This is a genomic window from Achromobacter marplatensis (genome assembly GCF_049060505.1).
GTDB classification, from domain to species: Bacteria; Pseudomonadota; Gammaproteobacteria; order Burkholderiales; family Burkholderiaceae_B; genus Achromobacter; species Achromobacter marplatensis_A.
Genome location: NZ_JBMGRB010000008.1, coordinates 70,089 through 93,649, shown reverse-complemented (window position 1 = coordinate 93,649; position 23,561 = coordinate 70,089). Strand labels below are relative to the sequence as shown.

The window sequence follows — 23,561 nt, the reverse complement described above, 5'->3', positions numbered from 1 at the left end:
ACCCGTCATGCCGCTTAACACCCCTACCCGTTTGATCCTGGCAGGCTTGCTACTGCTGGTCATCCTGGCGTTGACCGCCTGCGCCAAGGACATCCCCGTCTACACGCCGCCGGCCGAACGCCCGGTGGCCGCCGCCGAACAGCCCTGGAAGCCGGACCAGTTCCTGGCGCTGGCCTATCACGACGTTGAAGACCAGGACCCCGACCAAGGCTTTCTCAGCGTTCGCACCGACCGGCTGGTCGACCAGTTGGCCTGGCTGCGCGCCAACGGCTACCAGGCCGTGTCCGTCGACCAGATCCTGGCGGCGCGCCAGGGCGGCAAGCCGCTGCCCGACCGCGCCGTGCTGCTGTCGTTCGACGACGGCTACCGCAGCTTCTACACCCGGGTGCTGCCCATTCTGAAAGCCTACGGCTGGCCCGCGCTGCTGGCTCCCGTCGGTGTCTGGATGGATACGCCGGCCGACCAGCCGGTGGACTTCGGCGGCAGCCCCCAGGCGCGCAAGCGCTTCTTGAACTGGGACGAAATCCGCGAGATCTCGAAATCCGGTCTGGTGGAGATTGCCGCGCACACCAACGCGTCCCACTACGGCGCGCTGGCCAACCCCCAGGGCAATACCGAACCGGCAGCGGCCATCCGCGCCTACCACGCGCAGACGCGCCAGTACGAGACCGAAGCCGAGTTCAACGCCCGCATGGGCCGCGACGTGGCCGCCATCACCGAAAAAATCCGCCGCGCAACCGGCCGCGCGCCCCGCGTGTGGGTCTGGCCTTATGGGGCGGAAGGCGGTTCCACGCTGCGCATCGCGGGTGAACACGGCTATGAACTGGCGCTAACGCTGGAAGACGGCGCAGGCCGGCTAAGCCGCCTGATGTCCACCCCACGGTTGCTGCTGTCCAGCGACCCCGCGTTAAAGCCCTTCGCCAACAGCGTCATCGGCATGGAAGCAAACCCTTTCATGCGGGTGGCCCACATTGATCTGGACTACGTCTACGACCCCGATCCCGCACAGACGGACCGCAACCTGGGCGAATTGGTACAGCGCATCTTGGACATGCAGATCAACACCGTTTTCCTGCAGGCCTATGCGGACCCCGAAGGCGACGGTCTGGTGAAGTCGGTGTACTTTCCCAACCGCTGGCTGCCGATGCGCGCAGACCTTTTCAATCGCGCGGCCTGGCAATTGCATAATCGCGCCAACGTGATGGTCTACGCCTGGATGCCGGTGCTGGCGTTCGACCTTGATCCGTCCTTGCCGCGCGTCACCCGCTGGGAGCCGGAGGCGCAAACGCCCGCGCAGCCCGACCCCGATCAATACGTTCGCCTGTCCCCCTTCGACGCTACGGTGCGGGCCCGCATCGGCGACCTGTACGAAGACTTGGCGCGTTACGCGATCTTCGACGGCGTGCTGTTCCACGACGACGCCCTGTTGTCCGATTTCGAGGACGCCAGCCCCGGGGCGCTTGCCGCGTACCGCGCGGCCGGCCTGCCCGACAGCATCGCGGCGCTGCGCGCGGATCCGGATACCCTGCAACGTTGGACGCGGTTCAAAAGCCGGGCGCTGGTGGACTTCACTGCGCACCTCGCGCAACGCGTGCGGGCGGTACGCGGCCCGCAGATCAAAACGGCGCGCAACATCTATGCGCAACCCGTGTTGAACCCCGAGTCCGAGACCTGGTTCGCGCAGAATCTGGACGACTTCCTGGGCGCATACGACTGGACCGCCCCCATGGCGATGCCCTTGATGGAAAACGTGCCCAAGGGACGCGAGAACGCCTGGCTGGATTCGATGGTGGACGCCGTCGCCAGCCGCCCGGGCGCGCTCGGCAAGACCGTATTCGAATTGCAAAGCCGCGATTGGCGCGCAGGCCCCGGCCAGCCCGAGGGCGCGCCGGTGGACACCGCGGTGCTGGCCGGCTGGATGCAGCGCCTGCAACGGCGCGGCGCGCTCAGTTTCGGCTACTACCCCGATGACTTCTCGCAAGACCAGCCCCGGTTGCAAGGCATCCGGCCCGCCATCTCCGAAGCCTGGTATCCCCTCCGATGATCGATCGTCTGCTCGCCCTGATAATCCTTTGCGCAGTGCTCGGCGCGCCGTTCGGCTTCACGTTGATGCTGACCGGAGAAGCGCTGCTGGGCTTCGTCTTTTTCTACCCGCTCTTCATGTCCGGCATGTGGATGGCTGGCGGCATCTATTTCTGGTGGCATTGGGAGCGGCACTGGACCTGGGGCAAGGACCGCAAGCCGCCCGCGCTGGCCGGCGATCCGCTGGTGTCCATCCTGGTGCCGTGTTTCAACGAAGCCGCCAACGGCGAAGAAACGTTGCTGGCCGCGCTGGGCCAGAACTATCCGCATATCGAAGTCATCGCCATCAATGACGGCTCCAGCGACGGCACCGCCGCCATGCTGGACCGGCTGGCGGCATCGCACTCGAAACTGCGCGTCGTGCATCTGGCCCAGAACCAGGGCAAGGCGATGGCGTTGCGCATGGGCGCGCTGGCCGCCCGCAGCGAATACCTGGTCTGCATCGACGGCGACGCGGTGCTGGACCCGGATGCCGCGGCGTATCTGGTGGCGCCGCTGATCGACAATCCGCGCGTGGGCGCCGTCACCGGCAACCCGCGCATCCGCACGCGCTCCACGCTGATCGGCCGTATCCAGGTGGGCGAGTTCTCGTCGATCATCGGCCTGATCAAGCGCACGCAGCGCGTCTACGGGCAGGTGTTCACCGTATCCGGCGTGGTGGCCGCGTTCCGCCGCGTAGCGCTGGACCGCGTGGGCTACTGGAGCCTGGACATGATCACCGAAGACATCGACATCAGCTGGAAACTCCAGCGCGATCACTGGTCGATCTTCTACGAACCGCGCGGGCTGTGCTGGATCCTGATGCCGGAAACGCTGCGCGGACTGTGGAAGCAGCGTTTGCGCTGGGCCCAAGGCGGCGCGGAGGTCTTCCTGAAGAACCTGCGTTCCATCTGGAGCTGGCGCCATCGCCGGCTGTGGCCGCTGGTGGCGGAATTCTGCCTGTCCACCGCCTGGGCGTTCGCGTTCGCCGTTTCGGTGCTGCTATGGGTGGTCAGCCAGTTCGTCGCCCTGCCCAACCAGATGCAGATCGCCAGCCTGATGCCGCCCGCCTTCACCGGCATGATGCTGGCGATGGTGTGCCTGCTGCAATTCGTCGTCAGCATCCTGATCGACCGCCGCTATGAACCCGGCCTGACCCGCGCGCTGTACTGGGTCATCTGGTATCCGCTGGCCTACTGGATGGTCACCCTGTTCACCACGCTGGTCAGTTTTCCCAAAGTCATGCTTCGCAAGCAGGCCCGGCGCGCGCGCTGGACCAGCCCGGACCGGGGCATCAAATCACCGGACGCATCATGATCATCACCACGCAACGCTCGCGCGCGGGCTACCTCGTCGACCTGCTGCTGACCGCCGTCGGCTGGTTCGCCTTCGTTTACCTGTTTGGATCGGGCATCGTCGCGATCCTGCGCGCCGCGGCGGGCGGGCCGGACGTGGCCTTGTGGCCCGTCTTTCTGCCCACCGTGCGCACGCTCTGGGGTTACGGACTGCTGGCGGTGGCGAACGCCGCCATCCTGGTGGCCTGGGCGGTCTACAACCACCGCCGCTTCGGCGGCAAGGACCGCCGCAAGTCGATCCGGCCGCTTTCGGACCACCGGCTGGCGCTTAGCTTCGCCGTCACGGCCACCCAGCTTGCGGAGCTGCGCGCGGCGCAGGTCTCAATCATCCACCATGGGCCCGACGGCGATATCCAGCAGATAGAAAAAAGCCAACCCCGCCTGCGCTCGGTGCAAGCGGGCTGACGGCGCTTCCCTTCAGCCCCGGGCGTTGCCGGCCCGGGGCTTCTCTACATTCGGCAGCAGGATCGCCACCACACCCAGCAACGGCAGATACGCGCACACCTGGTACACATAGCCCAGGCTGGTCGCGTCCGCCAGCTTGCCCAGCGCCGCGGCGCCCACGCCGCCCATCCCGAAAGCAAAGCCGAAAAACAGCCCGGCGATCATGCCCACCCTGCCCGGCACCAGCTCCTGCGCATAGACCACGACGGCGGAAAACGCCGATGCCAACACCATGCCGATCACGACGACCAGCGCGCCGGTCCAGAACAGGTTCGCATAGGGCAGCATCAGGGTGAACGGCGCCACGCCCAGGATGGACGCCCAGATCACGATCTTGCGGCCAACGCGGTCGCCGATGGGCCCGCCCACCACTGTGCCGACCGCCACCGCGGCCAGGAAAAGAAACAGGTACAGCTGCGCCTCGCGCACCGACAAGCCGAACTTGCCGATCAGGTAAAACGTGAAATAACTGTTCAAGCTGGCCAGATAGAAGTACTTGGAAAACACCAGCACGCCCAGCACGGTCAGCGCGCCCAGCACCTGGTTGCGCGACAAGCCGTTGCCAGCCCCGCCGCTGCGCGCGCGCGGCTTGAGCCGCACGCGGTTGGCGCTGTACCAGCGCCCGATGCCCGTCAGCACCACGATGCCGAACAGCGCCGCCAGCGAAAACCACGCCACGCTGCCCTGCCCGTGCGGAATGATGAACAAGGCCGCCAGCAGCGGCCCCAGCGCCGACCCCACGTTGCCGCCCACCTGAAAGAGCGACTGCGCCAGACCGTGCCGCCCCCCCGAGGCCATGCGCGCCACCCGCGACGATTCCGGATGGAACACGGACGATCCCGTTCCCACCAGCACGGCGGCCGCCAGCAGCCAGCCGAACGACGGCGCCACCGACAGCAGCAGCAGGCCCACCAACGTGAAACCCATGCCCACCGGCAAGGAATACGGCTTGGGATGACGATCGGTGTAGAAGCCGATGAACGGCTGCAGCAGCGACGCCGCCAGCTGATAGACGAGCGTAATCATCCCGATTTGCGCAAACGACAGGCTGAACGACGCTTTCAGCATCGGATAGATGGCCAACAGGATCGACTGGATCATGTCGTTCATCAGATGCGCCACGCTGATGGCGCCCAGCACTTTGAACGCGGTGGACGGGTCCGACGCGGCCGGCGCCGCTGCCGGCGTGGAAGTGGGAGTGGGAGTGGAAAGCGTGGCGTCCGTGACGCCGGCGACAGGATTCTGGGCAGAATTCATGGTGCGCATGCAAAAGGGTCCGGGCGGCCCGGCGCCATGCCGGGGACCAGAGGACAGTGTAGGAATCCAGCGTCCCGGAGATCTGCCAATTTTCGTCGCGAAAGTGACAAAATACGGCTACGGCGCTTTCAGGTTTCGCCTCATCCTTTTGTCGGAAGTGACACTCGTGCCTACCCGCCCGCCTTTGCCGGATGCTGCCCGCAGCATCAATGCCCTGGATTACCAGCACCTGCCGCGCACGGTCACGGCCATGGCCAAGGAATTCCCGGCGGGCGCGCAAACCGGTGCGCATTCCCATCCCCGCGCCCAGTTGATCTATGCGGTCGACGGCGTCATGCGCGTCACCACGCCCAGCGGCTTCTGGGCGCTGCCGCCGCTACGCGCGCTGTGGGTGCCGGCGGGCGTGCCGCACGGGGTCGACATGGTCGGCGCGGTGTCCATGCGTTCGCTCTACATACAGGCCGAGGCCGCCGCGGATTATTGGCCGCAGTGCCAGGTAGTCGAAGTCAGTGGATTGCTGCGCGAACTGATCCTGGCGCTGACGGCGGCGCCGGCCGATTACCCGCTGGGCGGCCGCGAAGAACAGGTCGCCACCCTGATCCTGTCCGAACTGGCGGCCGCCCGCGTGGTGCCCATCCAGATTCCCTGGCCGCGCGACCGCCGCCTGCAAACCATCTGCATGGCCATCCTGGACCAGCCGGGCCTGCAACGCAGCATCGAAGACTGGGGCAACGACGTGGGCGCCAGCGCCCGCACCCTGATCCGTCTGTTCCAGGCCGAACTGGGCCTGAACTATCGGCAGTGGGTGCAGCAGGTGCGGCTGGCGGACGCCGTGTGCCGCTTGTCGCTGGGGGTGCCGGTAGCGCGAATCGCAGCCGACCTGGGGTACCGCAGCCCCAGCGCATTCAGCGCAATGTTCCACCGGGCACTAGGCGCGCCGCCGCAACGGTACCTGCAAGACGCCGATGCGCTGAACCGACGCTGAATTCCGACAAAAGCGTGCAACCGGCCTTGCCGTTTGTCACCGCGCGCAATACATTTCACAGCGCATTCCGATGCGCGCGCGCGTAAAAGCCGCGCCGCGCGTATCCTAGACCCCGTCCCTGTATTTACGTGGCATACGCCCCCCACCGCTCCCCGGCAACTTTGGTTACTGAAACCTTATTGCGCCATGGCCGGTCTATAGCGTTCTGTCCTAGAATCGCCTGCAATGAGCACCCCCCAGCAATCCTCCGCCACCCCGGGCGGCAAATCGGGCCTTCCCTGGAAACGAATCCTGGTCAAAGCGGGCATCGCCGCGGCCGGCGCTGGCGTGTGCGGGGCCGTCCTGCTTGGTCTTGCCCTGGCGCTGGCCTGGCCCAGCCTGCCCGACCTGCACGCCATGACGGACTACCGTCCGCGGGTGCCGCTGCGCATCTATACGGCCGATAAAGTACTGATCGGCGAATACGGCGAAGAGCACCGCAACGTGCTGCGCTTCGACGAGATCCCGGCCGTGATGCGCCAGGCGGTGCTGGCGGCCGAGGACGACCGCTTCTACAGCCACGGCGGGGTGGACTGGATGGGCGTCGCGCGCGCGGTGCTGACCAACGTCGTCAAAGGCTCGAAGTCGCAAGGCGGCAGCACGATCACCATGCAGGTGGCGCGCAACTTCTATCTGTCGTCGGAAAAGACCTATTCGCGCAAGTTCTACGAACTGCTGCTGACCTTCAAGATCGAAAACGAGCTCAGCAAGGACCAGATCCTCGAGCTCTACATGAACCAGATCTACCTGGGCCACCGCGCCTATGGTTTCGCAGCGGCCTCGCGCACCTACCTGGGCAAGCCGCTGTCGGAGGTCACCCCGGCCGAAGCCGCCATGCTGGCCGGCATTCCCAAGGCCCCGTCGCGCTTCAACCCCATCACCAACTTTCCGCGCGCCGAAATCCGCCAGCATTACGTGCTGGGCCGCATGAAGACGCTGGGCTACCTGACGCCCGAGCAGGCCGATGAAGCCTTGAAGCAGCGCCTGACGATCCGCGGCGCGGACGGCACCAGCGCACGCGGCTTCGCCGTGCATGGCGACTACCCCGCCGAACTGGCGCGCCAGCTGATGTACGGCGTATTCCAGGAAGAGACCTATTCCAAAGGCATCGACGTCTACACCACGATCGATTCCAAGGCCCAGGAAGCCGCCTATCGCGCCGTGCGCGACGGCGTGCTGGACTACACGCGCCGCGCGGTCTACCCCGGCCCGGAAGACCAGCTTGACCTCCCCGACGGCGTGGAAAACGACCCGCAAGCGCTGGACGAGATCCTGGACGGCGTGCAAGACAAGGCGCCCGACAGCGAAGACCTGCTGGCGGCCGTGGTGCTGGCGGCCAGCCCCACGGAAGTGAAAGTGGCCCGCAGCGGTCGCGACATCATCACCATTTCGGACAAAAAGGCACTGGCCGTCGTGGCCCGCGCCCTGAACCCGAAGGCCAGCGACAGCCAGCGCATCCGCCGCGGTTCCGTGGTCTACATCCACAAGACCGGCGACAAGGACGCGGAGGGCTGGGAAATCATCAACATGCCGGCGCTACAGGCGGCGCTGGTGTCCATGGCGCCCCAGGACGGCGCCATCCGCGCCATGATCGGCGGCTTCGACTACAACCGCGGCACCTTCAACCGGGTGACCCAGGCTTGGCGCCAGCCCGGTTCCAACATCAAACCGTTCGTCTACGCGGCGGCGCTGGAGCGCGGCTTCACGCCCGCCACGCAGATCTCGGACCAGCCGTTCATGCTGACGGCGGCCCAGACCGGCTCGAAGGACTGGCAGCCCAAGAACGACGGCAACAAGTACGAGCCCATGCTCACCTTGCGCCAGGGCCTGTACCGGTCCAAGAACATGGTGTCGATCCGCATCCTGCAAGCCATCTCGCCGCAGTACGCACAGGACTACCTGACCCGCTTCGGCTTCGATAAGTCGCGCTGGCCCGCCGTGCTGCCGCTGGCGCTGGGTGCCGGCGGCGCCACGCCCTTGCAGGTGGTCAATGGCTACAGCGTCTTCGCCAACGGCGGCTATCGCGTCACGCCCTATCTGGTCGATCACGTGACCGACCGTTCCGGCAAAGTGCTGATGCAGGCGCAGCCCGTCCACGCAGGCGACGAAGCCGCCCGCGCCATTGATCCGCGCACCGCCTGGGTCATGGACGATATTCTGCGCGGCGTCACCACCAGCGGCACCGCGGCGCGCGCGCACCAGGTGCTCAAGCGCAACGACGTCGGCGGCAAGACCGGTACCACCAACGAAGCCGTGGATGTCTGGTTCTCGGGTTTCACGCCCGCGCTGGCCACCACGGTCTGGATGGGCTTCGACCAGCCAAAATCACTTGGCACGAATGAATTCGGCAGCGGCCTGGCTCTGTCGACCTGGCTGGACTTCATGCAGCCAGTGCTCAAGGGCGTGCCGGACGCCAAGCAGGCGCCGCGCCCGGACGGGCTGCTGGTCGAGAACGGCGAGTACTACTTCTCGGAATTCCCGCCGGGCCAGGCCGTCGCCTCTTTGGACTTGTCCTCGGGCGATGCCCTGACCGATTTCCTCAACAACAACCGCTCCACCGACGGCGTCGACACCTCGGTCAAGCCGCTGCCGACTCCTGGCGCAGCCTTGGCGCCGTCGAACCCGAACAGCGCCGTCCAGGCGCCCTTGATGCCGATCCCGGCGCCCCGCGCGGACAACATGCCCGCCGCAGGGACGCCTGCCGCAGGATCGCCTGCCGCAGGATCGCCTGCCGCAGGATCGCCTGCCGCAGGGGCCGCCGCTATCAATCTGGACGGCAATGGCGTCAGCGCCAGCGCGGTCACCACCTCCGCGCCCGTGGCGGCCCGGCCGCTCTGACGCGCGCCGTCCGCAAACGCCAAGGGCGCCTCCAGGGCGCCCTTCGTCATTGCACCGGCCAATAACGGCCGGCGGCCTATTCTTCCTCGGTAGCCAGCTCGGTGACCACCTCGCGCGGCCAGGCCAGCAGGGACTCAAGGTCCAGGAACGTGAAATAGCCCGACCGCCACCCCTCGGTATCGATGTGATAAACGTTGCCCAGCAGCAGCGGCGCCGCCACTGGCGTATGCCCCGCCACCACCGCCCGCACGCCCTTGATGAACGTCCTGTCCATTTGCCGCAAGCGTTCCCGCGACCATTGGCACGCGGCACTGGTGCGCTTGTAGCGGTCTTGCAACGCGGATTCCAGCCTTGGCCAGAACAGCACCGGGCAATCCGCATGCAGCAAACCGACCGCGCCGGTTGACGTCTCGACCTCGATGGCAATGGGCAACCGCGCAAACGCTTCGGCAAAAACCTCCTGCCGGTCGGGCGGCAGGTCCAGGAACCAGCCGCCGCCATAGCCGCGCCAATTCATGACGTCCACTTGCCCCGTGCGGACATGGCGGATCGCATAGTCTTCATGATTGCCCTGCACCGCATGAAACCAGGGTTGGGCCAGCCATTCCAGCGCGGCCTCGCTTTCCGGGCCCCGATCGACCAGGTCGCCGACCGAAAACAGCCGGTCGCGCGCCGGGTCGAAACCCAGCCGGTCCAAACTTTCCTGTAGACGGGAAAAATGCCCATGCACGTCGCCCACCGCAAAATCGCGGCCGCGTTCATTGCGCGGGATTTTTAGAAATCGCTGCTCCATGATGATCCGAAAACCACCTGCCAAGAAGGGGGACGGATCCGTTCCCGCTCCTGGCCGTGGCGATGCCTGCCTGTTGAAACCTGACCCCTCTTTTTAACCCGCTTTCCTGCCGGGCGGCTTTGCGCCCCCCTCGCCATCGGGGTCAAAATATTGCGTTACGAGAATCGGTATTGTTCGTGATAATGTTCCGACTTTCCCAACTAATAACTGAAAGGGGGCCGCGCAGGCCGCCTTTTGCCGTCGCCATGACAGCCGCCTCCACCATCAAGACTTGGTACTGGATCCATAAATGGACCAGTCTCGTCTGCACCATCTTCCTGCTCATCATCTGTCTTACCGGCTTGCCGCTGGTGTTTCACCACGAGATCGAACATTGGCTGGATGACGCCAAGCCTCTGTCGGACGTGCCGGCCAACACGCCGCCGGCGCACCTGGACAAGCTTGTCGAAAGCGCCAAGGCCATGTATCCCGGCGAAGTGATCGACTACCTGTTCTTCGACCCGGACGAACCCCAGGTCTGGGTGGGCATGGCCAAGAAACCGGGCGACGGCCAAGCGTCCGGGCACGCGATTCGCATGGACGGCCGCACGGGTGACGTGCTGCTCGAGGGCCCGCTCTATACCGAGGACAAGTTCTCTTTCATGGGCATCATGCTGGCCCTGCACGTAGACCTGTTCGCGGGGCTGCCGGGCGAACTGTTCCTGGGCTTCATGGGCCTGCTGTTCTGCGTGGCCATCGTGTCCGGCGTCGTGCTGTACGGCCCGTTCATGAAAAAGCTGGAGTTCGGCACCGTTCGCGCCGCGCGGTCCTCGCGCCTGAAATGGCTCGACCTGCACAACCTGCTGGGCATCGTCACGCTGGTCTGGGCGTTCGTGGTGGGCGTCACGGGCGTCATCAACGAATTGTCGACGCCGCTGTTCCGCCTGTGGCAATCGACCGAACTCGTGCGCATCCTGGAGCCCTACAAGGGCCAGACCGTGCCGACGGAACTGGCATCGGCCCAACTGGCCGCCGACACGGCGAAAAAAGCCCTGCCGGGCAACGAAGTGTCGTTCATCGCCTTTCCCGGCAACGCCTTCGGCAGCCCGCACCACTACATTGCCTGGATGCGCGGCGATACGCCGTTGACGTCCAAATTGAACACGCCGGTCCTGGTGGACGGAAAAACCGGCGCGCTGACGACCGTGGCCAAGATGCCGTGGTACCTGACCGCGCTTGAAGTGTCCCGCCCGCTGCACTTCGGCGATTACGCCGGCCTGCCCCTGAAAATCATCTGGGCGCTGCTGGACCTGATCACCATCGTGGTCCTCGTCAGCGGCCTCTACCTGTGGGTGGCGCGCCGCCGCGCCACCGAAGCGCGCATCAACGAACTCGTGAAAAAGCACCAAGCCGCCGCCACCCCGCAAAGGACTCCCGCATGAACGCCCGGAAAAACAAAGGTGGCCGCGGTTTCATGTTCGTCTGGGGCGTGCCCATCCTGCTGGGCGCACTGAGCGTGTTCGGCCTGCTGGCTGCCTTGCTTGGCACGGGCGGCTGGCACTGGGCCTCCTGGATCACCCTGACCGCCCTGTTGGTGGTCATCGTGCGTTACTGGGGCTTCCCGCTGAAGCACTAGCCCGTCAGGCAGAGGGGTTGCGGGGGTCCCGCGCCCCCCGCCGGTTTGCGCTTGCCGGCCTTATTTGCCGAAGCGCTCCGGGTCCGGCCCCAGGCGCGCGCCTTCCTTGATGCCGTCGATCGCCGCCATGTCGTCCCCCGACAATTCAAAGTCGAAAACGTCGATGTTTTCACGGATGCGGGCGGGCGTAACCGATTTCGGGATCACGATCAGGTCGCTTTGCAAGTGCCATCGCAGGGTTACCTGTGCCGGCGACTTGCCGTGCTTTTTGGCCAGATCCACGATGACCTTTTCCTTGGTGATGCCGCCTTGGGCCAGCGGGCTCCAGGATTCCGTCGCGATCCCGTGCTTGGCATGAAATGCCCGCAGCTCGCGCTGAGCGAAGCCCGGATGCAGCTCGATCTGGTTCACCGCCGGCACCACTTTGGACGCTTCCATCAGCCGCTCAAGATTGGCCTGCGTGAAATTGGATACGCCGATCGAACGGGCGCGGCCGTCTTCCTTCATCTCGACCATGGCACGCCAGGCGTCCAGGAATTTCGTGCTGCCCGCCACCGGCCAATGGATCAGATACAAATCCACATAGGCCAGGCCCAGCTTCTCCAGGCTCTCGTCCATCGCCTTGTGGGCGTCGTCGTAGCCGTGCCGATCGTTCCATAGCTTGGTGGTCACGAACAGGTCCTTGCGCGCCACGCCGGCCGCTCGCAGCCCGACGCCCACCCCTTGCTCGTTGCCATAGATGGCCGCGGTATCCACCGAGCGGTAACCGGCCGCCAGCGCCTCCTTCACGCTAGAGGCGGCCTGCTCGTCCGGCACTTGCCAAACGCCCAGACCCAGTTGCGGGATCTTGTTACCGTCGTTCAATTTCACTGCGGGTACTTTCGCCATAAGACCCTCCGTTGCTTGCACCGCGACACCGGCGCGGCGAATATGCGCCAGGTCGCGCAATCCTGGGCACAGCCCGGCTTACCCCAGGATTGAAGAGAAAAAGGAGCGGGCTTGCCGAGCTACGCCCGCATCGCAATACCGGATGAACGTCCCCCGGCAATGGTCCGTATGCACCAGGGGTTATCAGCCAAATAATAGCGCCGGTGCCCGATAATGGCCCGCAGACGCCCCCTCGCCCCCCGCACCCGGTCCCCAGCCAACCATGAATTCCCCTGACGCGCCGCCCAATAACCGCGGCGGTTTTTCCACCCTGCGCACCCTGTTTCCCTACCTTTGGCCGCCGGGCATGACGGGGCTGAAAGTGCGCGTCGTCGCCGCCTTGCTCTGTCTGTTCGCCGCCAAGGCGGCGACCGTCTACGTGCCGCTGATCTACAAACATGCCATCGACGAACTGGGCAAAGGCGCCCCGGGCGCCGTGACGGTGCCGCTGGGGCTGATCCTGGCCTACGGCACGGCCCGCGTGCTGTCGTTGCTGTTCTCTGAGTTGCGCGACGCGATTTTCGCGCGGGTCGGCCAGCACGCCATCCGCGCCGTCGGTCTGCAGATCTTCCGGCACCTGCACGCCCTGGCGCTGCGGTTTCATTTGTCGCGCCAGACCGGCGGGCTGACCCGGGCCATCGAACGCGGCACCAAAGGCATCCAGACGCTGCTGTCGTTTTTGCTGTTCAACATCCTGCCGACGTTCTTTGAAATCGGCCTGGTCTGCATCGTGCTCTGGAAGATGTTCGACGTGTGGCTGGCGCTGGCCACCGGCGCGACCGTGATCCTGTACATGGCCTACACGCTTGCCGTCACCGAGTGGCGGGCCAAGTTCCGGCGCCAGATGAACGAAACCGACTCCGAGGCCAACACCAAGGCCATCGAAAGCCTGTTGAATTACGAGACCGTCAAGTACTTCGGCAACGAAGAGCACGAGGCGCGCCGCTACGACGCCTCGCTGACCCGCTACGAACGCGCCGCCGTGCGCAGCCAGGTCAGCCTGTCGATCCTGAACGTGGGCCAGGCCGCCATCATTTCGGTCGGCCTGACGCTGGTCATGTGGATGGCCGCCACCGGCATCGCCGAAGGCCGCTACACGCTGGGGGACTTCGTGCTGGTCAACACCTACCTGCTGCAGCTGTACCAGCCGCTTAGCTTTTTCGGCTTCATTTACCGCGAGATCAAGCAGGCGATCATCGACATGGAACGCATGTTCGAACTGCTAGGCCAGGACCGCGAAGTGGCCGACCACCCCGACGCGCATCCGCTGCGGATCACGGGCGGGCAAGTCGAATTCCGCGACGTGCATTTTGGCTACGACGCGCGCCGCCCCATCCTGAAGGGCGTCAGCTTCACCATCCCGGCCGGCAAGACGGTGGCGGTCGTGGGCACGTCCGGGGCTGGTAAATCCACGATCGGCCGCCTGCTGTTCCGCTTCTACGACACCGATAGTGGCGCCATCGTTGTCGACGGCCAGAACGTGCGCGACGTCACGCAGGCCAGCCTGCGGGCCGCGATCGGCGTGGTGCCGCAGGACACCGTGCTGTTCAACGACACCATCCACTACAACATCGGCTACGGCCGTCCCGGCGCAACCGATGCCGACATCCAGGCCGCTGCGCGGCTGGCGCATATCCACGATCTGATCATGACGATGCCCGATGGCTACCAGACCATGGTGGGCGAGCGCGGCCTGAAGCTGTCGGGCGGTGAAAAGCAGCGCGTGGCGATCGCCCGCACGATCCTGAAAAATCCCGCCATTTTCCTTTTCGACGAAGCCACCAGCGCGCTGGACACCCATACCGAACGCGAAATCCAGGCCAACTTGCGGGAAGTCAGCCAAGGGCGCAGCACGCTGATCATCGCCCACCGGCTGTCGACGGTCGCCGACGCGGACGAGATCATCGTGCTGTCCGAAGGCCGTGTCATCGAACGCGGCCGCCATCCGCAGTTGCTGGCGCAAGGCGGCGTCTACGCCGGCATGTGGGCCCGTCAGCAGGACAGCGCCCCGGTCCTGCCCGCGGATTGACAAGCCCCGCCCCCTGCCCGAAGATCGCACCCTTTTCCCAACGAGGCCCGCCATGCAGGATTCTTCCGCCGCCCCCGAAGTCCGAGTCTGCGCCGCCGCCGAGCTCCTCAACGGCGGCTTGGGCGTGAAAGTGCCGGTAACCGATAGCGCGGGCCGGACGACCGCGTTCTTCGTGCGCTATCAAGACCGTGTGCATGGCTACTTGAACCGCTGCGCCCACGTGGGCGTCGAACTCGACTGGGAAGGCAGTTTTTTCACGCGTGCCGGCGACCTGATCATGTGCGCGCGCCACGGCGCGACCTACGAACCCGACACGGGCCTGTGCGTGGGCGGCCCCTGCAAGAACGGCCGCCTGACGGTACTTGCCGTCGAGGAACGCGATGGCGACGTGTTCTGGCAGCCCGGCGGCAAGATCCGCCCCCTGGACGGTCAGGCCTGACAGGGCGGCTGCCGCTAGGCGCCCGCCACCGCTTCCCGTGCCGGCTCGCCGCGTTCCGCATAACGGCGCGCCAGCACGGCGCAGACCATCAATTGCATCTGGTGGAAGATCATCAACGGCAGCACCACCACGCCCATCTGCGCCGTGCCGAACAGCACCGCCGCCAGCGGGATGCCCGACGCCAGCGACTTCTTCGATCCGCAGAAGACCAACGTGATCTCGTTTTCCTTGGACAGACCCAGCTTGCGGCTGCCCCACGTCGTGATCAGCAGCACCGCCCCCAGCAGTAGCGCGTTCACCAGCACCATCGTGGCCAGGTCGATCGCGGGAAACGCATGCCAGATGCCCTGCGCCACCGCTTCGCTGAACGCGGTGTAGACGGCCAGCAGGATCGAGCTGCGGTCTACCTTGGACAAGGCGCGGTTATTGCGCTGCGCCCACGCCCCGATCCACGGCCGCAGCAGGCTGCCCAGCGCGAACGGCAGCAACAACTGCAGCAAGATGCGGCCAGCGTCGGCCAACCCGTGCCCGCCCCCCTGGCGATGCAACAGCACGGCCACCAGCAAGGGCGTCAGCACGGTGCCCAGCAGATTGGACGCCGTCGCGGCGCAAATGGCGCCGGGCACGTTGCCGCGCGCCATCGACGTGAACGCGATCGACGACTGCACGGTGGAAGACAAGGTGCAGACGAACAAGACGCCCAACCACAACGACGGCGCCAGCAAGCCAGGAAACAGCGCCCGCAGCCCCAGGCCCAGCACCGGGAACAAGATGAAGGTGCTTGCCAGGATCAGCGCGTGTAAGCGCACATCCTTCACGCCCGCCACGATGGCGTCGGTGGACAGGCGCGCGCCGTGCAAGAAGAACAGCAACGAGATGGCGATGTTGCTGGCCACCATCATGAATGACGCGCCCTTGCCCACGGCGGGGAAAAAACTGGCGAAAACCACGGTGGCGATCAGGGTGAGCGTGAACGAGTCGGGCAGGAAGCGGCGCATGGCGGGAGAATTTTCCGAGGAGTTACGGAAAACTATAGGCGCGCCTCTTGCCATCGTGAAGTCCACTGATTACTTTAACTGTCATCGGAAAACCCTATAGCCCGCCATCGCCGCCATGCTCAATCCTTTGTGGCTCAAGACCTTTGCCGCGGCCGCCGCCGCGCCCAGCTTTACCGAAACCGCCCGGCGCCTGGGCCTGACCCAGCCGACGGTCAGCGAACATGTCCGGCAACTGGAACAGGCCGTCAACCGCCGCCTGTTCCTGCGCGACACGCATTCGCTTACGTTGACCAGCGACGGCCGCAGCCTGCTGGTGCACGCGGAAATCATCCTCGACGCCCATGAACGCGCCGAACGGCTGTTCGATGCGCCCCGGCTGCGCGGCCGCGTCCGTCTGGGCACGTCAGACGATCTGGCGATGGGGCCGCTGCCCGACGTGCTGGCCGCCTTCCGCCTGGCACATCCCGAAGTGGAGCTGGACCTGACCATCGGCGTCACCAGCGAGCTCTACAAGCTGCTGGACGACAACGGCCTGGACGTGATGATCGGCAAACGCCGCCGCGGCGACCGCCGGGGGCAGACCCTGCACAAAGAGGCCTTGCTGTGGCGGGCCAAGGAAGGCTTGCGTATCGCGGCCGACGAACCGCTACCGCTGATTCTGCTGCGCGAGCCCAGCGTGACCCGCACGCTGACGCTAGACGCGCTGGCGCGCGCCGGCCGCAGTTGGCAGATCGTCTGCACCAGCACCAGCTACGCCGGCTGTCAGGCTGCCGCCCGCGCCGGCCTGGGCATCACGGTGCAGCCTTCTCACCTGTCCACGGCAGGCTTGGCCGCGCCTGCCGGCGCCGCCCATTTGCCCGCCTTGCCGCAAGTGGAATTCATCGTCATCGCGGCCCCTGCCCCCAACAAACCCACGCGCGCGCTGACCGAAATCCTGATGCGCAGCACGCTGACCTGACCTGAACCGCGCATCGATGTGGCACGTCTGGAGCGGTGCCGCCCCTTAATACACAGTCGGGATAACAATATGAGGGCCCCGCCGGCCATCACGCATGCGGCCCGCCCGGGCCCGTCTTGCGCGCTACTCCGGCAGGTGGTCGGGCACGCCGTCCTCGTCCACGCTTTTCACGCGGTCCAATGCGTTGCGCGCCGCCGACATGGCTTCGATCGCGCTGCGGAAACGACGGCTGACGAAGATCTCGAAAGGCTGGCCTTCGGGCTTGGCCTCAGCCTCACCTGCGTCCGCGGCGTCCGTCCCCTGCGCGCCCGCATCGCCGTCCGCCGCTTCAGGCTTGGACTTTGACGCAAGACGCCTCGTCTCCAGGAACGCCCGCGGCGGCGTGCGGCCCTCGGGTTGCGTCGCATACGCCACCACCGAAAATCCGTTGATCGTCTTTTCTAGCATTACGGTTTCCTATCGCCACGGCCAAAGACGGCGCAGCTCGTTGTTAGCGACAACGGCCGGCGCAAAGAAAACTTAAGCCACTGAAAAACAGCCGGAATTGATCCACATCAATTCCGGCTGTTTGGCGCGTTTACGCACACGCGAGTCTATTTTGTCGACGTAACGGCGTTCATCCTTACCCGCACGTAATCCGCCACAAGCTCCAACACTTGCGACAGATGTCCGCGTAGCGATTCAAAGCCCGGGTTGCGCTCGCGCGTGGCTTCGTCCATGTACAACGGACGCCGGATCTCCACTTGCAGACTGTGCCGGTTCAACGCCGGCTGTCCGATCTGCGCGATCAACTGCACGCCCTTGTAGGGGTCGTTGCGGGCCACCGTGTAACCCAGATCGCGCAGCGCCTTCTCGATCAGCGCGATGAATTCGGGCTCGCAGGTCGTGCCGTCGCGGTCGCCCAACACGAAGTCCGCCAACGGATGTTCGCTCTGCCGGCCCAGGCGTTCGTAGGCGTCATTGGGCATGGAATGCAGGTTCAAGTGCCAGACGGCGCCGAAACGCTGCTCGACCCGGCTGATCGCCTGCGACAAAGCCGCATGGTAGGGCGCGTAATACGCCTGAATGCGGTGACGCACTTCGTCCAGCGACAGCTTGCGGTCGTAGATCGGCGTGGCCTTGTCCATCCGGCGCCAGATCAAGCCCTTGCCTAGCCGGGTCTTCTCGCCCGGCGACAGCGGTTCGGGCCAGGGCTCGGCCAGCAGCTCCGGGTCCAGGTCTTGCAACGTCCGGTTCGGGTCGATATACACGCGGGGAAAATTCGCCGCGATTAGCGTGGCGCCCAACGCGGGCGCCGCCGACCACAACGCGTCCACATGCGTGTCTTCGCCCTGGCGTAGCTGCGCGCGCGTCGCGGCAGCGCCGAAGTCATCGGGATAGCGTTCACCGCTATGGGGCGAATCACAGACCAGCGGCAAGGCCGGCCCTTGGGGTTCATGCACGGAAACCGCGTTGAAATCGGCGTTTCTCATCGTCAGTCAGCCTGGATGTTGGCGGCCTTGGCCACCTTGGCGTAGCGGGCCAGGGCCTGTTCAATCTGGACCTGGAACTCTTGCGGCGTCGTCGGCATCAGCGTACCACCCACGTCCTCGGCCTTCTTGCGGAACTCCGGGTCCTGCATCGCGGCGCGCACCGCCTGGTTCAAGCGGTCGACCACGGCCGACGGCGTGCCTGCCGGCGCCACCAGGCCGAACCAGCCGCCGGTGCCCATGTCGGGATAACCCAGTTCGATATAGGTGGGCACGTCCGGCAACAGCGGCGAACGCTCGGCGCCCAACACGGCCAGCGGGCGCAGCCTGCCGCCCAACACCTGCGGCAAGGTGGACGACAGGTTGTCGGTGATTGCATCCACCTGGCCGCCCATCACGTCGTTCAACGCCGGGCCCGCGCCACGGTACGGCACGTGCAGCAACTTGATGCCAGACAGCATCATGAAATTCTCGATGTTCACGTGGCCCAACGAGCCCACGCCCGGCGACGCGAAACTGTAGCGGTCGGCCGGCGCGCCCTTGGCCAGCGCCACGAATTCGGCCATGTTCTTGGCCGGCAGGTTCGGATTGATCGCAAAGATGCTGGGCACGGCCAGCACGTTGGCCACGGGTACGAAGTCCTTCACCGGGTCGTAATTCATCTTGCGGTACACGGCCGGGTTCGAGCCATGCGTGCTCATCGTGGCCATGCCGATCGTGTAGCCGTCCGGCGTGGAACGGGCCACTTGCTCCATGCCCATCGAACCGCCCGCGCCCGCCTTGTTTTCAACGACGATGGTCTGCTTCAAATCGCGGCCGGCATATTCCGCCACCAGGCGGGCAACGATGTCGGTCGAACCGCCGGCGGCAAACGGCACCACCAGCTTGATGGGACGGGAAGGATAGTCGGCGGCGTGGGCGACACCGGCAAAGGACAGCGTGGCAAACATGCCGGCAAGCGCGAAACGCGCGGACCGGCCCAACTGGCGGCGAAACATGGGGCTACTCCGAAAAGTGAAAAGTCGTAGTGGGTCTGAGATACGGCCGCCAGTGTCCGAACTTTACGGTCCCCTTTCAAACGACTATATTGCACTCCTTCATTACCAAAGATCATGCTCGATGCGCCTGCACTCGCCGTCCATGTCAGAGCTGCACGCCTTCATCACGGCAGCGCGTTTGGGCAGCTTCACGCAAGCGGCCCAGACCCTATGCGTGACCCAGGGCGCCATCAGCCGCGCCATTTCTCGTCTGGAAGCACATTTTGGCCAGCCCTTGATGCACCGGAACGCACATGGCCTGACGTTGACCGACATGGGAAAGCGGCTTTACGAAGGCGCCCAGGCGCCATTGCAGGCGATCGAAATGCTCAGCACCGAATTGCGAGCCGACGACCGCCGCTTCCAGCTGACGCTGTCTACCGTTCCCACGCTGGCCAGCGCCTGGCTGGTGCCGCACCTGCCCGATTTCCATCGGCGCCATCCCGAGATCCAGCTGAGCTTCGCGGCCTATCGGCGCAATGAGGATTTTTCAGGCGCAACGCCCGATGCCAGCATCCTGTCCGGCACGCCCGAACAGTGGCCCGGCTGGCAGGCCGACTACGTGATCGGCCGCGAAATGGTGGTGATCTGCCACCCGGACCGATTGGCCGCAAGGCAGGCCCAGGGCCTATGGTGCACGCCCAACGGCCTGCTTGGCGAACCGCTGCTCTACCACTCGAACGGCAAAGACAACTGGGCGCAATGGTTTACCGCGGCAGGCGTGCCCCGCGACGCCGTCACGCTATCGAACGGTTTCGATCAAGTATCCATCCTGGTCCGCGCCGTGATGGCCGACATGGGGATCGCGGTTCTGCAGCGTTGCCTGGTGCGCGACGAGCTCCAGTCCGGCCGTGTTGCCGCGCCCTTTCCCGATCTGCCCATCCGCCTGCGCCGCGGCTACCATCTTTGCGCGCCCGCCCAGCGCCGCGACCACTACGCGCTGGCCTGCTTTCGGCAATGGTTGCTGCAAACCGCCAGCGCGGACCCCGACGTCGCGGCCGCGCGACCCGTCCGGCAAACCGCTGGAGCCAGCGGCGCGGACGCATAGCGTTTCACTGAAACCCTGCCAATCACTTCAAAATGAAACGGGCCTCTTCTCAGAGGCCCGGTCGGCACACGGCAACGCGACGCGCTCAAGGCGCCAGCTTGAAGCCCAGGTCCACGCCCCACTTATCGGTTTCACGCAGCCATTTCGCCCCGCAGCTCAAGCAGCGGAAATGGTCTTCACGGCTTTCCTCACGCCCTTTCTGGGTCGGATTGGTGAAACCTTGGTGCCCCAGGTGCGAATGCGGCGCAACGCCAGACAGCCCTGGGTTAATGCGTTGGCAAGCCAAGCACATAACGCTCATTGATGCTTCCCCACAAACAGTGTTAGCAAATTGTAAGGGATTTCACCAATGTTTTTCTATCAAATCCTAACAACAACGTGACAATAATTGTTAACGCCGCAATTAAACAACGTCGGGCAAGGCCGCCAGGCAAGTGGCTAGATGGTAGGGGGACGTAGACGGCATGTCGGCGCGCACCACCGCCCCGCTTGCGTCCAGGCATTCGAACCAGCCCCCGTCATGCAGGAACCGGGCGCGGAAATCGGCCAGTCCTGACGCCAGCGCGGACCGATCGCCCAGCACCGCCAAGGCGCGCAGGTATTCCGTCTGCGCCCAGATGCGCCGGGTATCGTCGATGACCACGCCCGACTCGTCCAATGACGCCAGCACGCCCGGCCCGGCAACATCCACGCCATGCTGGCGCGACCACAGCACGGCGCGCGGCAGCGATTCCACCAAGTCCAGCCCGTCGAAAACCTCGGCGGCGCCATGCACCAGCGACAACCATTCGAACTGGTGCCCGGGCTCCAGGCGGTTATCGGCGGTGCCTTGCAACGCTTCGGAAATGCACTGCGTCGGCACATGGACGAAGAACTGGCTGATCGCCTGCGCCAGACTGCGCAAATGCTGCGCGAACAGCGCGGGCTCGGCCACCTGCGCCGCGGCAAGATACGCCTCGGTCAGGTGCATCATGGGATTCTGCGCGGGCGGGCGCAACGGCTGGCTCAAGTCAGGGCTGAGCGCAGCGTGATACAGCCCGTCGCGGGTCTTGAAACGCGCCTCGATGGTCGACGCGGTGGCCAGCATGAGCTTGCGGGCATCGGCATGGCGGCTGCGCTGAAAATAGGCAGCACACGCCAGCACGACAAACGCATGGGTATAAAGATCCTGGGTTTCATCCAGCGGCCGCGCATCGGCGTCTACGCTGTAGCGCCAGCCGCCGCGCGCCTCGTCGCGGAACACGCGGCGCAAAGACCCGAACAGGCGGTCGGCATGTTGGCCGGCCGCCGCGCCGGGCGCCTGCGCGAATACATACAGTTGACGCGCGCAGGCCATGGCGCGGTAGCGCACCGGTGCAAGCGGCGCGCCCGTCGCGGCATCCAGCGATTCGTAAGGGAGACCGGCCGCGTCATTGAAGCCCTGCCCCATCCACAAAGGCAGAATGACGCTATCGAAATGCTCGCGCAACGCGCGGATATGTTCCGCGAGAGAGTGGTTGGTCTGTGCGGCAGTCATCTTGGAACGACGCATGCCCGAATAGGGCCCCAGGTTTTGGAGCAGCAACGATAACCGAAATTTTCGTCGCAAACTTTCGAGCATTCTCCGCAGCGTCATGCACGCACAGACCGGTTTACCCGCTTAGCTTCGCCCAGGGCGGAATGCCCTATCGGAAGATATTTTCCTCAACCCAGTTCTGCGCGAAGATTTCCGCGCGATCACGTGCTTCGTCCAACGAAGCGCAGTTGCCCAAGTGGGAAAATGCGGCATCCACTTCGGTGCCGCCCTCGGCCGTTACCGTCAGCAATACGCCATATCCGCCGGTATCCATGGCCGCTGTGGAAACGTCGATCAGTACTTCCTGGTCACGATGCTGCATGTGCTACCTCCCAGTCGGTTACCTAAACGCGTGAACCACGCGTGACGTGGCGGGTGCAGAAAATCCCGCATAAATAAATAGACCTGAAAGCGTCACGCAAGTTCATCTTACTGGCGACGAAGCGTGTGCGATACGTCCGGAAGATGCCAAATCGAACATTCCGTCTCAGGAGATTCCCGTACTGTCCCGCCAATAACCGCGAACGGGCGACATACAGCGAAATCATTCGCAAACTATGCCGATATTCGGGCACGGTGACCTGAGGGGATGCGGGATAACGGATTGGCTGCTGGGGGGGCCGGATGGCAGCGCGGGGCACGCAACGCCAGCGTGCTTGCCGGTCAACGCACGTGTATGGCGCCCGGCTCTTCCATACGCAGGGCGAGCTTGCCCTTTTCGGTGATCAACCAGCGGCCGTCGGCGCCGGCTTGAACGCAACGCAGCGTGACCAGCGCTTTCGCGACCTCGTCGGGCACCTCGACTTGAGTGGCGCCGGGTTCGGAATTCTCGGCCACAAGCCGCAGCCAATGACTCAATTCACCCTTCTGGAAACGATGCAATGCCATGCGTGATTCTCTCTTGAATGCCTCAACGATAGCATGCGCGCCTTGCCGCTTCGCTCAGGCCAGCAACTGGGGCACCGACGACGCCAGCAACGCAATGCCCGACAGCGTCAACAACCCCAGCACGATCCGCCGAAATGCAAGATCGCTGATGCCCACGTACAAGCGCGCGCCCAACAATGTGGGCACCAACATCGCGGGCACGATCAGCGCGAACAGGGGCAACATGTCGCGCGTGACCACACCCGTGAACACATAGGTGGCCATCGTCACCGTCAGCATGGACAAGTTGAAATTCTGGATCACCGAACGCTGCACGTCGCGGTCGAATCCGCGCAAGGTACACCACAACGTGGGAATGACGCCCGTGAATCCGCCGATGCCGCCCATGATGCCCCCCATCGCGCCCGCCACGCCATCCGCGACCTTGCCGCCTGCGGTGATCCGCGGCAGACGCGCCGCCAACAGCATGACCGGGCACCAGATTCCCAGCAATCCGCCCACGAAAGCCTTGAATATCAAGGGCTCCAGATGGGGCAGCAGCATCACGCCCAACGGTATCCCGAGCAGCCCGCCCATGATGAAGGGCAACAGATGCGACATCGCGAAACCGCGCCGCACCGTGAAAGCGGCCAGCAACTGCCCGGTCAGGGAACCGAACACGACCATCGCGGCGGCCAGCCTGGGGTCGATGGTCCACGCCCAGAACGACATGGCGACCATCCCGAAGCCGAAGCCCGACAGGCCCTGCACAAAGCCCGCGGCCATGGCGCCCACCACAACCAGCACAGATAGCGAATCCATTTCAGCCGCGCACCCGGATGACGTG

23 protein-coding genes and 1 pseudogene are annotated in these 23,561 nt (G+C 65.0%); 11 read left to right on the top strand and 13 right to left on the bottom strand.

Going from position 1 to position 23,561, the window contains the following annotated elements; all coding sequences use genetic code 11:
- Positions 1–7 precede the first annotated feature (7 nt).
- The 3 genes from pgaB to pgaD are packed head-to-tail and all read left to right on the top strand — an operon-like array spanning position 8 to position 3,821.
- On the top strand, positions 8–2,044 hold the full coding sequence (gene pgaB, locus ACI0FO_RS19985; protein ID WP_416029448.1) for a poly-beta-1,6-N-acetyl-D-glucosamine N-deacetylase PgaB: 2,037 nt from the start codon (positions 8–10) through the stop codon (positions 2,042–2,044).
- Positions 2,041–3,378 (top strand): poly-beta-1,6-N-acetyl-D-glucosamine synthase, encoded by a 1,338-nt coding sequence (pgaC, locus tag ACI0FO_RS19980; RefSeq protein ID WP_416029446.1) that lies wholly within the window; start codon positions 2,041–2,043, stop codon positions 3,376–3,378. The genes pgaB and pgaC overlap by 4 nt, the downstream gene beginning before the upstream one ends.
- Positions 3,375–3,821, top strand: coding sequence for a poly-beta-1,6-N-acetyl-D-glucosamine biosynthesis protein PgaD (gene pgaD, locus ACI0FO_RS19975; protein WP_416029444.1), 447 nt, complete (start codon positions 3,375–3,377; stop codon positions 3,819–3,821). The genes pgaC and pgaD overlap by 4 nt, the downstream gene beginning before the upstream one ends.
- A 12-nt stretch (positions 3,822–3,833) precedes the next feature.
- Here pgaD and ACI0FO_RS19970 read toward each other — a convergent pair whose 3' ends face one another.
- On the bottom strand, positions 3,834–5,117 hold the full coding sequence (locus ACI0FO_RS19970; protein WP_416029442.1) for an MFS transporter: 1,284 nt from the start codon (positions 5,115–5,117) through the stop codon (positions 3,834–3,836).
- A gap of 166 nt (positions 5,118–5,283) precedes the next feature.
- Here ACI0FO_RS19970 and ACI0FO_RS19965 point away from each other — a divergent pair, with 166 nt between their 5' ends.
- Together ACI0FO_RS19965 and ACI0FO_RS19960 are read left to right on the top strand one after the other, a co-directional pair.
- Positions 5,284–6,102: an AraC family transcriptional regulator gene (locus tag ACI0FO_RS19965; protein WP_416029440.1), complete on the top strand. Its 819-nt coding sequence runs from the start codon at positions 5,284–5,286 to the stop codon at positions 6,100–6,102.
- 225 nt (positions 6,103–6,327) lie between these two features.
- Positions 6,328–8,481: pseudogene (locus ACI0FO_RS19960) on the top strand (penicillin-binding protein 1A); the annotation flags it as partial.
- A 238-nt stretch (positions 8,482–8,719) separates the two neighbouring features.
- On the opposite strand, the gene ACI0FO_RS19955 reads toward ACI0FO_RS19960, so the two are convergent.
- On the bottom strand, positions 8,720–8,863 hold the full coding sequence (locus ACI0FO_RS19955; protein ID WP_416029843.1) for a hypothetical protein: 144 nt from the start codon (positions 8,861–8,863) through the stop codon (positions 8,720–8,722).
- Between the two features lie 192 nt (positions 8,864–9,055).
- The gene (locus tag ACI0FO_RS19950) at positions 9,056–9,772 is read right to left on the bottom strand and encodes a metallophosphoesterase (RefSeq protein WP_416029438.1); all 717 of its coding nucleotides are present in this window, start codon (positions 9,770–9,772) and stop codon (positions 9,056–9,058) included.
- Positions 9,773–10,017: 245 nt separating this feature from the next.
- Here ACI0FO_RS19950 and ACI0FO_RS19945 point away from each other — a divergent pair, with 245 nt between their 5' ends.
- Positions 10,018–11,193 carry a PepSY-associated TM helix domain-containing protein gene (locus ACI0FO_RS19945; protein ID WP_416029436.1) on the top strand — a complete coding sequence of 392 codons (1,176 nt, stop codon included), beginning with the start codon at positions 10,018–10,020 and terminating at the stop codon, positions 11,191–11,193.
- A complete protein-coding gene (locus ACI0FO_RS19940; RefSeq protein ID WP_416029434.1) occupies positions 11,190–11,387 on the top strand; it encodes a hypothetical protein in 198 nt (65 codons plus the stop codon). Before ACI0FO_RS19945 ends, ACI0FO_RS19940 begins: the two co-directional genes overlap by 4 nt.
- A gap of 60 nt (positions 11,388–11,447) precedes the next feature.
- On the opposite strand, the gene ACI0FO_RS19935 is transcribed toward ACI0FO_RS19940, so the two are convergent.
- Positions 11,448–12,275 carry an aldo/keto reductase gene (locus tag ACI0FO_RS19935; protein WP_416029432.1) on the bottom strand — a complete coding sequence of 276 codons (828 nt, stop codon included), beginning with the start codon at positions 12,273–12,275 and terminating at the stop codon, positions 11,448–11,450.
- Positions 12,276–12,537: 262 nt separating this feature from the next.
- Here ACI0FO_RS19935 and ACI0FO_RS19930 point away from each other — a divergent pair, with 262 nt between their 5' ends.
- On the top strand, positions 12,538–14,343 hold the full coding sequence (locus tag ACI0FO_RS19930) for an ABCB family ABC transporter ATP-binding protein/permease (protein WP_416029430.1): 1,806 nt from the start codon (positions 12,538–12,540) through the stop codon (positions 14,341–14,343).
- A 52-nt stretch (positions 14,344–14,395) separates the two neighbouring features.
- Positions 14,396–14,782: a Rieske (2Fe-2S) protein gene (locus ACI0FO_RS19925; RefSeq protein WP_416029428.1), complete on the top strand. Its 387-nt coding sequence runs from the start codon at positions 14,396–14,398 to the stop codon at positions 14,780–14,782.
- Between the two features lie 14 nt (positions 14,783–14,796).
- Here ACI0FO_RS19925 and ACI0FO_RS19920 read toward each other — a convergent pair whose 3' ends face one another.
- Positions 14,797–15,780, bottom strand: a complete 984-nt coding sequence (locus tag ACI0FO_RS19920; protein ID WP_416029426.1) for a bile acid:sodium symporter family protein — start codon at positions 15,778–15,780, stop codon at positions 14,797–14,799.
- A 115-nt stretch (positions 15,781–15,895) separates the two neighbouring features.
- Here ACI0FO_RS19920 and ACI0FO_RS19915 point away from each other — a divergent pair, with 115 nt between their 5' ends.
- Positions 15,896–16,738, top strand: a complete 843-nt coding sequence (locus tag ACI0FO_RS19915) for a LysR family transcriptional regulator (RefSeq protein WP_416029424.1) — start codon at positions 15,896–15,898, stop codon at positions 16,736–16,738.
- 123 nt (positions 16,739–16,861) lie between these two features.
- On the opposite strand, the gene ACI0FO_RS19910 is transcribed toward ACI0FO_RS19915, so the two are convergent.
- The 3 genes from ACI0FO_RS19910 to ACI0FO_RS19900 form a co-directional block, all read right to left on the bottom strand.
- Positions 16,862–17,185 carry a hypothetical protein gene (locus ACI0FO_RS19910; protein WP_416029422.1) on the bottom strand — a complete coding sequence of 108 codons (324 nt, stop codon included), beginning with the start codon at positions 17,183–17,185 and terminating at the stop codon, positions 16,862–16,864.
- A 146-nt stretch (positions 17,186–17,331) separates the two neighbouring features.
- Entirely contained in the window at positions 17,332–18,210 is an 879-nt protein-coding gene (locus ACI0FO_RS19905) for an N-formylglutamate amidohydrolase (RefSeq protein ID WP_416029420.1), read from the bottom strand.
- A 2-nt stretch (positions 18,211–18,212) separates the two neighbouring features.
- Positions 18,213–19,205: a Bug family tripartite tricarboxylate transporter substrate binding protein gene (locus ACI0FO_RS19900; RefSeq protein WP_416029418.1), complete on the bottom strand. Its 993-nt coding sequence runs from the start codon at positions 19,203–19,205 to the stop codon at positions 18,213–18,215.
- 121 nt (positions 19,206–19,326) lie between these two features.
- Between ACI0FO_RS19900 and ACI0FO_RS19895 the strand changes: the two genes are divergently transcribed.
- Positions 19,327–20,292, top strand: a complete 966-nt coding sequence (locus ACI0FO_RS19895) for a LysR substrate-binding domain-containing protein (protein WP_416029416.1) — start codon at positions 19,327–19,329, stop codon at positions 20,290–20,292.
- 85 nt (positions 20,293–20,377) lie between these two features.
- Here the strand turns inward: ACI0FO_RS19895 and ACI0FO_RS19890 are convergent, their stop codons facing one another.
- The 5 genes from ACI0FO_RS19890 to ACI0FO_RS19870 form a co-directional block, all read right to left on the bottom strand.
- A complete protein-coding gene (locus ACI0FO_RS19890) occupies positions 20,378–20,593 on the bottom strand; it encodes a hypothetical protein (RefSeq protein WP_082386981.1) in 216 nt (71 codons plus the stop codon).
- A 102-nt stretch (positions 20,594–20,695) separates the two neighbouring features.
- On the bottom strand, positions 20,696–21,808 hold the full coding sequence (locus ACI0FO_RS19885; protein WP_416029414.1) for an AGE family epimerase/isomerase: 1,113 nt from the start codon (positions 21,806–21,808) through the stop codon (positions 20,696–20,698).
- Between the two features lie 148 nt (positions 21,809–21,956).
- The gene (locus ACI0FO_RS19880) at positions 21,957–22,169 is read right to left on the bottom strand and encodes a hypothetical protein (protein WP_006218759.1); all 213 of its coding nucleotides are present in this window, start codon (positions 22,167–22,169) and stop codon (positions 21,957–21,959) included.
- A gap of 341 nt (positions 22,170–22,510) precedes the next feature.
- Positions 22,511–22,735, bottom strand: a complete 225-nt coding sequence (locus tag ACI0FO_RS19875) for a hypothetical protein (protein WP_416029412.1) — start codon at positions 22,733–22,735, stop codon at positions 22,511–22,513.
- Between the two features lie 54 nt (positions 22,736–22,789).
- Positions 22,790–23,536 carry a sulfite exporter TauE/SafE family protein gene (locus ACI0FO_RS19870; protein ID WP_416029410.1) on the bottom strand — a complete coding sequence of 249 codons (747 nt, stop codon included), beginning with the start codon at positions 23,534–23,536 and terminating at the stop codon, positions 22,790–22,792.
- Positions 23,537–23,561 lie beyond the last annotated feature (25 nt).

What these genes read in the sequence shown, in the direction of transcription:
- pgaB (WP_416029448.1), top strand. Translation starts at nt 8, where the DNA reads ATGCCGCTTAACACCCCTACCCGTTTGATCCTGGCAGGCTTGCTACTG.
- pgaC (WP_416029446.1), top strand. Translation starts at nt 2,041, where the DNA reads ATGATCGATCGTCTGCTCGCCCTGATAATCCTTTGCGCAGTGCTCGGC.
- pgaD (WP_416029444.1), top strand. Translation starts at nt 3,375, where the DNA reads ATGATCATCACCACGCAACGCTCGCGCGCGGGCTACCTCGTCGACCTG.
- ACI0FO_RS19970 (WP_416029442.1), bottom strand. Translation starts at nt 5,117, where the DNA reads ATGAATTCTGCCCAGAATCCTGTCGCCGGCGTCACGGACGCCACGCTT.
- ACI0FO_RS19950 (WP_416029438.1), bottom strand. Translation starts at nt 9,772, where the DNA reads ATGGAGCAGCGATTTCTAAAAATCCCGCGCAATGAACGCGGCCGCGAT.
- ACI0FO_RS19945 (WP_416029436.1), top strand. Translation starts at nt 10,018, where the DNA reads ATGACAGCCGCCTCCACCATCAAGACTTGGTACTGGATCCATAAATGG.
- ACI0FO_RS19940 (WP_416029434.1), top strand. Translation starts at nt 11,190, where the DNA reads ATGAACGCCCGGAAAAACAAAGGTGGCCGCGGTTTCATGTTCGTCTGG.
- ACI0FO_RS19935 (WP_416029432.1), bottom strand. Translation starts at nt 12,275, where the DNA reads ATGGCGAAAGTACCCGCAGTGAAATTGAACGACGGTAACAAGATCCCG.
- ACI0FO_RS19930 (WP_416029430.1), top strand. Translation starts at nt 12,538, where the DNA reads ATGAATTCCCCTGACGCGCCGCCCAATAACCGCGGCGGTTTTTCCACC.
- ACI0FO_RS19925 (WP_416029428.1), top strand. Translation starts at nt 14,396, where the DNA reads ATGCAGGATTCTTCCGCCGCCCCCGAAGTCCGAGTCTGCGCCGCCGCC.
- ACI0FO_RS19920 (WP_416029426.1), bottom strand. Translation starts at nt 15,780, where the DNA reads ATGCGCCGCTTCCTGCCCGACTCGTTCACGCTCACCCTGATCGCCACC.
- ACI0FO_RS19915 (WP_416029424.1), top strand. Translation starts at nt 15,896, where the DNA reads ATGCTCAATCCTTTGTGGCTCAAGACCTTTGCCGCGGCCGCCGCCGCG.
- ACI0FO_RS19910 (WP_416029422.1), bottom strand. Translation starts at nt 17,185, where the DNA reads ATGCTAGAAAAGACGATCAACGGATTTTCGGTGGTGGCGTATGCGACG.
- ACI0FO_RS19905 (WP_416029420.1), bottom strand. Translation starts at nt 18,210, where the DNA reads ATGAGAAACGCCGATTTCAACGCGGTTTCCGTGCATGAACCCCAAGGG.
- ACI0FO_RS19900 (WP_416029418.1), bottom strand. Translation starts at nt 19,205, where the DNA reads ATGTTTCGCCGCCAGTTGGGCCGGTCCGCGCGTTTCGCGCTTGCCGGC.
- ACI0FO_RS19895 (WP_416029416.1), top strand. Translation starts at nt 19,327, where the DNA reads ATGCGCCTGCACTCGCCGTCCATGTCAGAGCTGCACGCCTTCATCACG.
- ACI0FO_RS19890 (WP_082386981.1), bottom strand. Translation starts at nt 20,593, where the DNA reads ATGAGCGTTATGTGCTTGGCTTGCCAACGCATTAACCCAGGGCTGTCT.
- ACI0FO_RS19885 (WP_416029414.1), bottom strand. Translation starts at nt 21,808, where the DNA reads ATGACTGCCGCACAGACCAACCACTCTCTCGCGGAACATATCCGCGCG.
- ACI0FO_RS19880 (WP_006218759.1), bottom strand. Translation starts at nt 22,169, where the DNA reads ATGCAGCATCGTGACCAGGAAGTACTGATCGACGTTTCCACAGCGGCC.
- ACI0FO_RS19875 (WP_416029412.1), bottom strand. Translation starts at nt 22,735, where the DNA reads ATGGCATTGCATCGTTTCCAGAAGGGTGAATTGAGTCATTGGCTGCGG.
- ACI0FO_RS19870 (WP_416029410.1), bottom strand. Translation starts at nt 23,536, where the DNA reads ATGGATTCGCTATCTGTGCTGGTTGTGGTGGGCGCCATGGCCGCGGGC.